Annotated in this window: 11 protein-coding genes and 2 pseudogenes; 5 read left to right on the top strand and 8 right to left on the bottom strand. The window is 59.0% G+C overall.

Features of this window, described 5'->3' with window-relative positions; translation table 11 throughout:
• From AAAC48_RS23200 to AAAC48_RS23190, 3 genes and pseudogenes are all read right to left on the bottom strand, one after another.
• Window positions 1-328, bottom strand: a pseudogene (locus AAAC48_RS23200) (cytochrome c biogenesis protein CcdA); the annotation flags it as partial.
• Between the two features lie 7 nt (window positions 329-335).
• Window positions 336-734, bottom strand: a complete 399-nt coding sequence (locus AAAC48_RS23195; protein ID WP_340656454.1) for a thioredoxin family protein — start codon at window positions 732-734, stop codon at window positions 336-338.
• A 428-nt stretch (window positions 735-1162) separates the two neighbouring features.
• The gene (locus AAAC48_RS23190; protein ID WP_340656453.1) at window positions 1163-1327 is read right to left on the bottom strand and encodes a hypothetical protein; all 165 of its coding nucleotides are present in this window, start codon (window positions 1325-1327) and stop codon (window positions 1163-1165) included.
• Between the two features lie 37 nt (window positions 1328-1364).
• Between AAAC48_RS23190 and AAAC48_RS23185 the strand changes: the two are divergent.
• Window positions 1365-1512: pseudogene (locus tag AAAC48_RS23185) on the top strand (DUF692 family multinuclear iron-containing protein); the annotation flags it as partial.
• A 126-nt stretch (window positions 1513-1638) separates the two neighbouring features.
• Here AAAC48_RS23185 and AAAC48_RS23180 read toward each other — a convergent pair.
• Window positions 1639-2274 carry a PQQ-binding-like beta-propeller repeat protein gene (locus AAAC48_RS23180; RefSeq protein WP_340656452.1) on the bottom strand — a complete coding sequence of 212 codons (636 nt, stop codon included), beginning with the start codon at window positions 2272-2274 and terminating at the stop codon, window positions 1639-1641.
• Window positions 2275-2307: 33 nt separating this feature from the next.
• Entirely contained in the window at window positions 2308-3528 is a 1221-nt protein-coding gene (locus AAAC48_RS23175) for a helix-turn-helix domain-containing protein (RefSeq protein ID WP_340656451.1), read from the bottom strand.
• 120 nt (window positions 3529-3648) lie between these two features.
• Here AAAC48_RS23175 and AAAC48_RS23170 point away from each other — a divergent pair, with 120 nt between their 5' ends.
• The 3 genes from AAAC48_RS23170 to AAAC48_RS23160 all read left to right on the top strand — a co-directional run bounded on the left by AAAC48_RS23170 (window position 3649) and on the right by AAAC48_RS23160 (window position 4998).
• The gene (locus tag AAAC48_RS23170) at window positions 3649-4416 is read left to right on the top strand and encodes a thioredoxin family protein (protein WP_340656450.1); all 768 of its coding nucleotides are present in this window, start codon (window positions 3649-3651) and stop codon (window positions 4414-4416) included.
• 37 nt (window positions 4417-4453) lie between these two features.
• Window positions 4454-4732, top strand: a complete 279-nt coding sequence (locus AAAC48_RS23165) for a hypothetical protein (protein ID WP_340656449.1) — start codon at window positions 4454-4456, stop codon at window positions 4730-4732.
• Between the two features lie 68 nt (window positions 4733-4800).
• Complete coding sequence (locus tag AAAC48_RS23160; RefSeq protein WP_340656448.1) at window positions 4801-4998, top strand: hypothetical protein; 198 nt, start codon at window positions 4801-4803, stop codon at window positions 4996-4998.
• A 140-nt stretch (window positions 4999-5138) separates the two neighbouring features.
• Here AAAC48_RS23160 and AAAC48_RS23155 read toward each other — a convergent pair whose 3' ends face one another.
• A complete protein-coding gene (locus AAAC48_RS23155) occupies window positions 5139-6209 on the bottom strand; it encodes a radical SAM protein (RefSeq protein WP_340656447.1) in 1071 nt (356 codons plus the stop codon).
• Between the two features lie 281 nt (window positions 6210-6490).
• Between AAAC48_RS23155 and AAAC48_RS23150 the strand changes: the two genes are divergently transcribed.
• Window positions 6491-7651, top strand: coding sequence for a LuxR C-terminal-related transcriptional regulator (locus AAAC48_RS23150; RefSeq protein WP_340656446.1), 1161 nt, complete (start codon window positions 6491-6493; stop codon window positions 7649-7651).
• Between the two features lie 354 nt (window positions 7652-8005).
• Here AAAC48_RS23150 and AAAC48_RS23145 read toward each other — a convergent pair whose 3' ends face one another.
• Both AAAC48_RS23145 and AAAC48_RS23140 read right to left on the bottom strand, forming a co-directional pair.
• Entirely contained in the window at window positions 8006-9439 is a 1434-nt protein-coding gene (locus AAAC48_RS23145; protein WP_340656445.1) for an amidase, read from the bottom strand.
• 728 nt (window positions 9440-10167) lie between these two features.
• On the bottom strand, window positions 10168-11062 hold an 895-nt coding region (locus AAAC48_RS23140), incomplete at its 5' end, for an IS701 family transposase (RefSeq protein ID WP_340656444.1).

Below are 11062 nucleotides of genomic sequence, written 5' to 3'. Positions count from 1 at the left end.
TGTGTCCGATCCGGTTGGTGACCGGCCCGGATGCCACCGCAACCTTCATTTGAAGCGGCGGGATCATCAGGATCGCACCAAGCGCAATCATCAGTATGGCTGCAGCCGCCCGAAAGACGGTCGCATCAATCCCGATCACAAAGCCGATCGTGGCGATAAAAAGTCCAACTGCCGTGAACGATATCGCGAGCCCGGTAGCGAGCGCCGCGGGGCCCCATCTGGTTTCTGCGGACGCAGCCCCGAGAACAAGCGGTACAATTGGCAAAACGCAAGGCGAGAAGATCGACGCCAGTCCTGCGAGCCCGGCAAACCCGATTGTTCCAAGCACGATGACCTCAGATTGCCTTGTCGAGAAGACGGGAAATGGAGGCCTTGTTGGTATCGCCGGTGGAACGTCCGGTCTCCTTGCCATTCTTGAACGTGATCAGTGTGCTCTGCATCTGGACATTCAGCCTGCGAAGCACGTCCTTCTGACTGTCGAAATCTACCTGGTAAATGACGAGATCCTTGAATTTTTTGTCCGACGTCAATTCCGACAGAATCGGCTTCTGCGCCTTGCAAGTTGGACACCAAGGTGCCGTCACTTCAATCAGGATGGACTTACCGGCGGTCTTGGCTGCGTCAAAATCGGATTGAACAAATGCGGCCGTGCTGGCGGCGTAAGATACTGGCGTAAACACAATACCCAGCGCAATTGTCGCGGCCGAGAACAACACCTGACGGCGATCTGGCATTTCACGTTCCTTCTCTCAAGTTGGGTTGACATTCAAAACAGTGAGCATGAACGTGTGCTCATCAATTTCTATTCGCCGAAATCGTGAATATGTTACACGATCACACCGATGTGATGATTGTCCGTGCTCTTCCCCACCTTCAGTGTCGGTGCTGCATGGACTCCGGCCCTTTCGCTGTGCTCAATCACCGGCGTATTGGCCCTGCAGCGATCTCATTAGAGATTTGCGACTTGGAACACGTCGCCAGCTACGTCAGCTCCTGGACCACGGTGTGCCTGTTGAGGTGGTCAGGGGGGCCGCTGAGCAGATCAAGTACGGGACAGATGGGTGCCTCGGCCCCGGAACATTGGTCGACCGTTCTCGTGAGGATGCTTTCGAGGCGGCGAAGGTCGGCCCAAACATCGTCAAGGTGGGTCAAGGTCAGCGTCTTAATGTCTGCGCAGGATATGTGACCCGGTTCTGCTAAGGCCAAGCGCTTTGATGTCCCCGATTCCGAAGCAAAGTTCCCATGCTCGCCGGATAAATGACAATCGGCGTGTGTGGTCGGCACCACAGCTCCGATAGCCGCCAGCAGTCCGCGCGGGTTCAGGCATCAGACCGATGCACTCGTAATAACGCACAGTTCCAGATGGACGCCCGTTGCTGTCGCCAATAAACCCGTCATCCTACCTGGCCTTTAATGAGTCCACCATGAGCGAGACGGATTTCATCAGGGCTCTTGTCAGGCGCACTGGCTGCGCTCTGCTGCTTCAACAATGTATTTGTTTCCGCCGCCAATCTCTCAGACAAGTTCACCATGTGCGGCTTGGATAGGCCGACGAAGGGAATATTGCCCGCCACCCAGGTGGCGCATCGGTAAAATCGCTTTGATCACTTTTCGGGCAACGCTCATCGATCTGACGGATTATATCCTGGGACGGCGGACGGCTCTTACCTTCCCGCTGCTTCCGCCTCCGCAGAAGAACTGATCGCCACCATCAGACTCGAGTCCCGACACGCCTGTTCCAGGCGGCATCTCGAGCCTCTCGAGGACCGCTCCCGTTTTAGGATCGACGCGCCTGACGTCGCTTTCGTCACCTTCCCAGGTGCCGTGCCACAGTTCACCGTCTATCCAAGTGACACCTGTAACGACGCGCTTGGACTCGATGGTGCGAAGAATCGCCCCTGTTTGGGGATCGATTTGATGGATCTTACGGCCCCGATGCTGCCCCACCCAGAGTGTGCCTTCAGCCCAGGCGAGCCCGGAATCGCCGCCGTCGCCGGGCGTCGGGATCGTGGCGAGAACATTACCTGTCTTGGGATCGATTTTCTGGATGCGATCTTCGGCGATCTGATAAAGATGCTGACCGTCGAAAGCCGTCCCAGCATGCGCGGCGACATCAATCGAGCGAACCGTGTTGCCGCTCGCCGGATCAAAGGCGTTCAGCTTGTCGCCGGACGCAAACCAGACGTTTTGACCGTCAAACGTGACGCCATGCACGTGGTCGGCCCCCGGAAAGGGTCCATACTCACGAAGTATTTCGGCAGCTGAGCGTTTCATGATTGCATCCTAATCATATGTAATACGTCCATACTAGTCACTCGGCAGCGGACCGGGGAGTAACAAGATGGTCGGGAAACCTGGCACGGGCGGTGTCATCCAGCGACGCGCTCGCCCGCGACCGAACGACTGCACCTTGCCTGTCGTTGCAAGCTGGTCGAGCGTCCGCTGCACGGTGCGGGGGCTGGCGCCGAGCGCAATCGCCAGGGCAGAGCTCGACCACGCCTCGCCGTCAGCAAGAAAGGCGAGCACATTGGCATGCCGCTCTTCAACGGGCGGGGCCAGCATGACGACCTCGCCTGCGCGGTGCGGCTCCAGCGCAAAGCCGCGCTTCGTCGCGCTGACGTCAGCAAGCGTCCCAAGCTCGGCGCGCAGTCGCCCAACCTCAACCCGCAACCGCGCGCGATGCGATTCGTCGGCGTGTTTTCCTCCGAAGGCGCGTGCGATCAGCGTGCCCCGAGCCACGTCTCGGGGCCATGCTTCAGCCAGCGCGCGAGCCAGCGCGAACAAGACCGGGCGCGTCGCGAGCGAAACTATTGTGCCTGGCTCACGCACAACATAGCGGCATGCGTCCACGACGAGAGTCCCTGAGGCCAGCAGTGCTTCGACATCCTCGAGCAACAGGGGACGTTCCTCGCCATGCCCGATCAACCGTGCTGCGGGCGTATTCAGGACGAGGGACGCGCTTTCGACCTCCGCTGTCAGCGCAGGGATGTCAGCCTGGCGAGCGGCTAGCTCGGCCCGCGTGAGCGCAGCGCGGGCTGCCTTTGTATCCAGGCGTCGGACAGCGATGCCTGCAACCACCAGCGCGTGGGCAGCTCTTGAGGCAGGCGGGAGCGGCGCGGGGTCAAGCGCAGCGAGCGCGTGCTCGGCCTCGTCAAGGCGGCCGATCAGCAGCAGGCGCCGAACTTCGAGATTGCGCGCATGCGCGGCATTGACGCCGTCGCCGTGCGCTTCCAGTGTCGCCCGCGCTGCGTCGAGCGACTTGGCAGGCCAGGAAAGGTCGCGCGAGACGAGTGCGATCTCGGCTTCGGCGACGACACATCGCGCCCGCGCTACTGCCTCTCTCGGGCCGAACGCGCGCGCGGCACTTTTCAGGAGTGCTTTTGCTCGAACGAAATCGCCGAGCTGCGCCATCACGATACCTCTGAGGGCGAGCGCCGGCGCGTCGTCACGCAGGGCGACCCGCTTCAATGCGCCAAGGAGATCGCCTGCCGCGAGCGCACGTGCCGCAGCGGTGATCAGCGAGTCCATGGCAATCCCGTCATACTTGTAACTCCCATGATTTCGATATCCGGCCCTAATGTATTCAGGACTAGCAAGCAACACGCCGCACCGGCAATGGTGGACGACAGACCACCGAGGAGAAGAACGATGACAGCGTATATTATGACCGGAACACGTGAAGAGTGGCTGGCGGCGCGGCTCGATCTGCTGAGGGATGAGAAGGATCTGACGCGGCGCAGCGATCAGCTGGCGCTGCGGCGGCAGGAACTGCCCGGGGTCCGGGTCGACAAGGAGTACCGTTTCGAGACCGATGAAGGGAACGCCTCGTTGGTGGACCTCTTCCAGGGGCGCTCGCAGCTCCTCGTCTACCACTTCATGTTCGGTCCCGACTACACGGCGGGGTGCGTCTCCTGCTCGGCGGTCGCCGACAGCTTCAACGGCGTCGTCGTCCATCTGGCGAACCACGACGTCACGCTTTCGGCGATGTCGCGAGCCCCCCTCGCGAAGCTGCAGGCGTACAAGCAACGGATGGGGTGGACGTTTCCCTGGGCATCCTCGCGCGAGGGAGACTTCAACTTCGACTTCAACGTCTCGTTTACTGAGGAGCAGCAGTGCGAGGGGCGCATCGACTACAATTACCGGCACGGCGGCCATGCGATGGACATGACGCCGGTCCCGGAACCGGTCGCCCACCTCGCGGCCAGGTCCGGAACCGATGCCCCGACCTATTCGCGTGATCGGCCAAGCCTAAGCACTTTTGTCCTTGAGAACGGCGTTGTCTACCACACCTATTCGACCTATGCGCGCGGCGTGGACGGTCTCTGGGGCATGTATCAGTGGCTCGACCGCGCGCCCCTGGGGCGCAATGAGACCGGCGTGTGGTTCCGCCGCCACAATGAGTACGGACAGGGGTGACGTTGCGATGTCACTCAACTTCAGCCGTGGAAAGAGGATGCCAACTACAGGTGGCGGATATGCCGGTGCCCCAGGCGTCAACGCGGTATCGCGAGGCGTTGCCGATTGGTTATGCCTCGCGGCGGCGCCCAGCTTTGCATTCATGGCGCTGCTGACGGCCTTTGCCGGTGGTGCGGACATGATCTGCTTGGCCGCACAAGATGCTTCACCATTCAGCGGAATGACCGTCATGTACGTGCTGATGAGCGTCTTCCATTCAGCGCCATGGGTCAGGTTAATCGTCAGCCGGCGAAGCGGTACTGCCCGCGGATTGTGATCCGAAATGGCGAAACAAAAGTAACCCGGCGCGCGACCTCCGCGCCCCCTTGCTCTCCGGAGGTTCACATGTCCCAAACCAGTCTCTTGGATCGCTCCTGGTCTACCTCGAGCTGGCTGTCGGTCGTCTATCTTGCCTTCGGCAGCTTCGCCCTGGTTAGCAGCGAATTGCTGCCCATGGGTCTATTCACCCCGTTGCCCCGCGACTTCGGCGCAGCCGGCCAGGCAGTGACCCAGACTGCCATCTCGCCCGTCACCGGCGGGTGATTGTGAACTCCCGGACGCTCTAACCGCGCCAGCTTCGAAGCCATGGGTCAGGCCTGTTCCGGCGGATCCGACGGGCAGGTGGCGGTCCGCTATGAAGAGCGGTCGCGAATGTCCGGAACTCAAAAATCGAGCCTCTGCGGTCATTTAGAACAGTCTAATATCTGGCGGTTGCTCCTTGCGAGATGTGCCATATTAGTGTGCGGTGGCGCCGATGTGCATGCCGGAACTCGAGCGATAGTTCCTTCCGCACGATCCTGCTCGCTCGCTTCTACGGGCTCACAGCTTTGCGGGCAGCTGAGAGGCCCGCACGACGAGGCATCCGGAGTGCAACTTTGCGGGCATTCCTCTGCAGGCATGGGTTCTGCGGGATGCTTTTCCGGCGCGCGCTGCTTTGAACTCCCGCCGCCCTTGCGTTTCCCTGGACCCGTCCCTCCGCCGGCCGCCGCCACCTTCGGCAGCCAGACTGTCTCGAAGATCTCTTCGCGCATTGCCGCGAGCTGGCTGCCTTCCACGATCGCCGCGAGCGGGGTCTCCAGCACGTTGCCGAACGCCCATTGGCGGGCCATCACGCAGGGATATGCCTCTCCATCGGGTGTGATGCAGCGCTTCCCAGACCAGCAATGCCCACACAGGCCGGAAAGCCGGGCCTTCTGCGCTGGGATCTGCTCGCCGCGCCCAAACTCGCGGATTTCGCCGGAACTGACATGCCCCACACCGAGCCTGAGAAGGAAATCCTTAGTCTGGCTAACCGTGTCCTTATGCCGATCCATCACGATAATGGCAGCGCGGGTTTCGATGCCTGCTCCGATCAGCTTTTTAAGGTTGGTCATGGTCCGGGTGTGGCTCGACTTTACCCGGGTTATCGCGTCGTGCCCGCTCGCTTCGTTCGAATAGACCGACGTCGCAAAGCAAATCCCGTTGTCGGCGGCGTATTGGACCGTCTCGTCAGCGAGCCGGGTCAAATTGCTAAAGACTTCGATGAATTCGAACCCCAACGTCTTCGCCTTGACCAACAGATCCTGAAAATCGCCATTGAGCTGCGGCTCGCCGCCGATGAACTGCATCTTGCGGCAGCCGAGCGCGCGGGCCTGAACCATGATCGAGACGTAATCATCTCTTGTGAGAATATCGCGGTCGCCGCTATTGGGAGACCTGAATCCGTATAGCAATGGACGCACTGCAGATTGCTTCGATTGGTAAGTTCCAGCCATAGGAAATCGAGAGTTCTTTCACGTATGGGTGAAGTGCTTTGAACGCTAGACCGAGACTGTACCTCTCCCAGATGCATGGCGAGTTCCCCAATTGGCTAACGAGTCTAGGGCTTGATGTCGCGCGTTTTCACAGCGAGGCAGGCTTCCATAAATATAGCTATTGCGCTTCATCCATTTGGGGGAGATAAGTATGATATTCAGTGCGGCTCGATGGTGTTGCACCGATAGTCGCGATCAGTTTTGAGTTCCTGCTAAAACGCTTGTGGCTCCGGGGGCCAGCCGTGACGACGTTTTCAAACCGTGACTTGTCTGAACTGATCGGATCAATCTACGACTGCGCGCTCGATCCGGCCCGGTGGGACGACACCCTTGCCGCAGTGGCAAGTGCGCTCAATTGCGAACATGCAATATTGTCGCTCAATGATATCCAGCGCGATCGTGTGCTGATCAATCGAAGCGTAGGCTGGGAGCCGTATTGGCTGGAACAGCGTAACAAGCACATTCCGGAGATCCACGAAAAATTAACCGAATGGCTCATGCTGCAAACTTCGCTCGATCGGCCATTTGTGGCTTCCCGCGAAATACCAAAGCACTATTTTGACAGGTCACCGTATGTCCGCGAGTGTCTGCGACCTCTCGGCATCGTGGATGTTGCGCATTACTTCCTTGTCTCAACACCCGCATGTTTCTCTGAATTGGTGCTTGCCAAGCAGAACCGACTAGGCATCCTCACCAAAAGTGAAATTGAAGATGGCATAATTCTGCTTCCGCATCTGCGCCGTGCAGTGATGATCAGTAATGTTCTTGATCTGCACATTCTCGAGCGGGACCAGATGGCAGAAACGCTTGATGCGCTTCGCAATGGGGTAATATTGACGAATGACCGCGGCACGATTTTGCACGCCAACCGTTCGGCAGAAGACTTGCTCCGTAACGAAAGTGCAATCGGTAGCAACGGCGGCAGGCTCATTGCGAAATCCCGATTGGCAAACAACGAGCTGCAAAAAGCGATCAAACTCGCCGCTCAAGACGAAACCAAGATCGGCCGAACCGGAACTTCTATCCGGCTGACGGATACGAGTCCTTGTCCTGTGTTCGCTCACGTCCTGCCCATGACCGGCGGCGATGTGCGAACAAGGTTACAGCCGACGGCCGTTGCGGCTATATTTATTGATGCAAGTTCCGATGCAAAACATGGCGCTATTACTTTCGCCACGGCCTTCAAGTTCACGCCGGCAGAGACTAGGGTTGCGAATAGTTTACTGGCGGGTCACACACTAGCCGATACCGCCAACGAGTTGGGTATCGCTAAGAACACTGTCAAAACACACGTCAAGAATATCTTTATGAAAACGGGCGTCGGCCGCCAGTCCGAACTCATGCGGCTGGCCGCACAGGCAACGCCCCCGGTCAATATTTGGTCTTCGCATGAAATGGGATAACGCCCGATGGCGAGAACAGCAGCAGCTTCGGGACAAACGCAGAAACCGCCACGCGTCCTGACCAGCATGTTGAGGCTCATCAAGAGCCCCGCGGCGTTTGTCCGCCGCTCGTCATCGATGATCTGGTCGTAGATAATGAGTATACCGTCCTTCGGCAGCGCCTCAAACGCCTTGCCAGCAGTTCGCGCTTTGTCGGCGGCCCTACTGGGGGGTGCAAGTTCCTATTGGGATCGCAATGGCCGTGAGCGTGACAACTATCCATCGATAATGCCGCAAGATGCAGTTTGCTCGTCCTCGACCGGCCGTCAGATCGAAAACTCGGGATGCCAGTTTAGAGGTCCGACGGTGAGTTCCTCAGTGAGTCGGCGGAGCGACATAGCGATATCCCAATCGGTGTTCGAGTAAATCTGCGAACTCGAGAGACGTATAGTCTTCCAAGCGTGGTCCAACGACTTGCAATCCAATCGGCAATCCTTCGCGATCCAAACCTATTGGAATCGTAGTGACCGGCAGCCCATTTGGGGTCGCGAGTGTTGTCCAGAACGATATCTTCTCGTAGTTGATTTTCGATCCGTCCACGTTGAGCTTGCGTTTTTCAAACGGCCGGCCGTCATGCGGAAACGCCGTGCAGGGCGTAACCGGACAGAGAACGACGTCCCAGCGTTGGAATGCGTCGCGCCAAGTTGCGGCGAGCGTCTGGCGATGGCGGTCAAGCACCACCCAATCACGATGGCTCATGGTCAAGCTGTGTTCACGCATTCCACCTTTCTTCCCGTCCGCTTGCGCGGCAGCGGCGGCATAGTCATCTTCAGACATATCGGCGCCTATCAGCGACATGAGCAGCGCCGAGAATGTCCAGGTCAGATCCATCATATCAGGAAGTTCGCTCGTATTGTGGCCGACGTGGCAACCTTCACTCCGAAGCCGCTTTGTCAATTTATCAATTACCCCGCGGATATCCTTAGCGGTTGCCACGAGGGGATGTTCCTCTAGGACGAGCACGCGATAGTCCTTCAGTTTCGAATGACGCGCCGGGGGCAGAGAAAACCGGTAAGCGGCACTGTCCGGGATATCGGGGCCAGCAATGACGTCCAGAGCTAACTTGAGATCAGCAGCCGTCCGCGCAATTGGACCGAGCGTTGACTGGTCGATCGGCTGGGAGATTGGTATCCTTGGCGCCATTGGGGGTGCAAACCCACGCATCGGTACGATGCCGTGGCTTGGCCTATGGGCGAAGACGCCGCAAAACGCCGCCGGGATCCGTAGTGAGCCTGCTAGATCAGACCCAAACTCCAACGGCACCATTCCGCACGCGACTGCAGCTGCGCTGCCGCCCGACGACCCGCCGGGTGTTCGCTCATTACCCCAGGGATTATTGGTGACGCCGAACACTTCGTTTGCAGTCTGCCAGTCCGATAACATCGTGGCGACGTTGGTCTTGCCGAGGATGATCGCGCCAGCAGTACGCAAACGTTCAACCACGACCGCATCCGTGACCGCCGGAACGTGCTTTCCGGGTAGGCCCCATGTGGTCGGCATTCCCTCGACATCGAAGGCCTCCTTCACCGTCAGCGGCAATCCCAAAAGAGGTCGGTCGGTCCCGGCTTTCCGGTCTTTGTCGGCGGCCTTCGCCATTTTCCGTGCACGGCTAAAGTCTTTGACCACGACCGCGTTGATCGCGCCGTCGACTCTCTGGATTTGCTCAATTGCGATCTCCACCAGTTCGGCGGAACTGGTCTCTCCGCTTTTCAGAGCGGAAAGCTGATCTATGGCTGTGTTCATCCGCATTGAACGACTCCTCGGAATTGCAGCTGCAATAGAGCTGGCAGGAGAGTTTGCTTGATCGCATTTGCGGGTAAATGCGATCAGACCAAATTATGGGGCTCTCCACTATTTGGACCTACGGAGGTCGGGTCTCTTTAACAAGCGCACTTTGACCATTGAATGCGATCTTACTAGACTTTGGTTTTAAATCATTTGAAAGGACAAAAACGCACTCGCCGATTTTCTGGATAGTGTGTCTTATTCCCACCAAGAGGAACGGCACCGCCGCACATTTCGAAGAGCGGACACCATGTTGCACGCGATATGACTGACGAACGAGTTATCGGCTTACAGGGGAGAGCCGACCCGCCATCCGACCTCCCGTGCCAAAGCGAGTTATGCGCGATCTACGTCCTGGCGGCGCCTCAGGGGAAGACGATATCACGGATTGATCCGCACATCGCCGGCAACAGTAACCGCAAATCGCCATTTGAGCCGGCAATGGGTAGTCGAGACTATCTGATAACCTATTCGCTCAGCCAGTGAAGTTTGATCGTGATGGGAATTCCTGATGCCTACTTTGAACAGGGCTTCCTGCTACTGCCCGGTCACAATTGGAATCAGAGGCTCGTCCTTGCTGCCTTGGAGGCGGCCCGCCAACGCAACGGTCAAAGCCTGTGCAAGACCCATCGGAGCAGCAAGGGAGCGCGCTTGTAGCGCTCTAGTCTTACTGCGTCACAAGTTTGTGGATTTTAGCAGGCATTGTCCTGGTGCAGCATGGACATCGCGTAAGGCTGCGACTGAGTGCGACGGTCAAGTGCCTTCTGACGGTGGCGATCGAATTTGGCGCGTGTCGCTCTGGTCGGATCGGGGGATCCGCGGGGTCGGTAACCTTGGGGAACGGCAGATTCCGGGCGGTTTTTGGTTTTGGTCGGCGCTGAGGGGGGAATTGTCTCCCTTTGGGAGATGAGGAATCCGTAAGCGGCAATGCAGAGGCTTGCATGATGATGGAAGCCGCGCCAGCCGCGCCCCTCATAATGGCCGAGCCCGAGTTCCTGCTTGAGTTCTTGATAGTCGCGCTCGATGCGCCAGCGCAGCTTCGCGGTGCTGACGAGACGCTCAAGGGAGGTGTCGGCGGCAAGGGTGGACAGCCAATATTTGAGCGGTTCGGCGTCGCCCTCAGGCCATTCGATCAGCAGCCATTCCTCGGCACGGGGCTCGGTCAGATTGTAGTCCCTGGAGGCGGGTCGGACGCGCACGGCGGCGAACCGGGAGCCAAGGTCGGTGTTGGTTCCTTCCCGCCAGATGATAGTCCGCCACGCTTCCTGCGGCAGCTCCTGCGCCAGCGCTTTCACCGAAATCGGCCTGTGATCGGGGCTGCGCCGCATCAATGAGGTTGGCCGCCCCTTTCCGCGCCACGGCTTGGGCGGCAATGGTTCCTCGCCGGGTCGCCAGACACTGAGTGTCGGTTGCACGCCCACGACATAGTCGAGGCCGAGCGCCGACAGGCCGGTGCGGAATGCGCCGTCCGCGCCATAGCCGGCGTCGGCCAACACCACGCCGGGCGCAACTCCGGCCGCTTGAGCGGCTCGGATCTGGTCGAGCGCGATTGCGGGCTTCGTCTGGAATGCGACGCTGTCCGGGATC

Origin of the sequence: Phyllobacterium sp., from assembly GCF_037994405.1 — a bacterium.
Taxonomy (GTDB): Bacteria; Pseudomonadota; Alphaproteobacteria; order Rhizobiales; family Rhizobiaceae; genus Phyllobacterium.
This window is presented reverse-complemented; position numbering and strand designations above follow the sequence as displayed.

Excerpts from the sequence above, each read along its gene's own strand:
- AAAC48_RS23195 (WP_340656454.1), bottom strand. The coding sequence starts at position 734 with ATGCCAGATCGCCGTCAGGTGTTGTTCTCGGCCGCGACAATTGCGCTG.
- AAAC48_RS23190 (WP_340656453.1), bottom strand. The coding sequence starts at position 1,327 with ATGCCTGAACCCGCGCGGACTGCTGGCGGCTATCGGAGCTGTGGTGCC.
- AAAC48_RS23180 (WP_340656452.1), bottom strand. The coding sequence starts at position 2,274 with ATGAAACGCTCAGCTGCCGAAATACTTCGTGAGTATGGACCCTTTCCG.
- AAAC48_RS23175 (WP_340656451.1), bottom strand. The coding sequence starts at position 3,528 with ATGGACTCGCTGATCACCGCTGCGGCACGTGCGCTCGCGGCAGGCGAT.
- AAAC48_RS23170 (WP_340656450.1), top strand. The coding sequence starts at position 3,649 with ATGACAGCGTATATTATGACCGGAACACGTGAAGAGTGGCTGGCGGCG.
- AAAC48_RS23165 (WP_340656449.1), top strand. The coding sequence starts at position 4,454 with ATGCCAACTACAGGTGGCGGATATGCCGGTGCCCCAGGCGTCAACGCG.
- AAAC48_RS23160 (WP_340656448.1), top strand. The coding sequence starts at position 4,801 with ATGTCCCAAACCAGTCTCTTGGATCGCTCCTGGTCTACCTCGAGCTGG.
- AAAC48_RS23155 (WP_340656447.1), bottom strand. The coding sequence starts at position 6,209 with ATGGCTGGAACTTACCAATCGAAGCAATCTGCAGTGCGTCCATTGCTA.
- AAAC48_RS23145 (WP_340656445.1), bottom strand. The coding sequence starts at position 9,439 with ATGCGGATGAACACAGCCATAGATCAGCTTTCCGCTCTGAAAAGCGGA.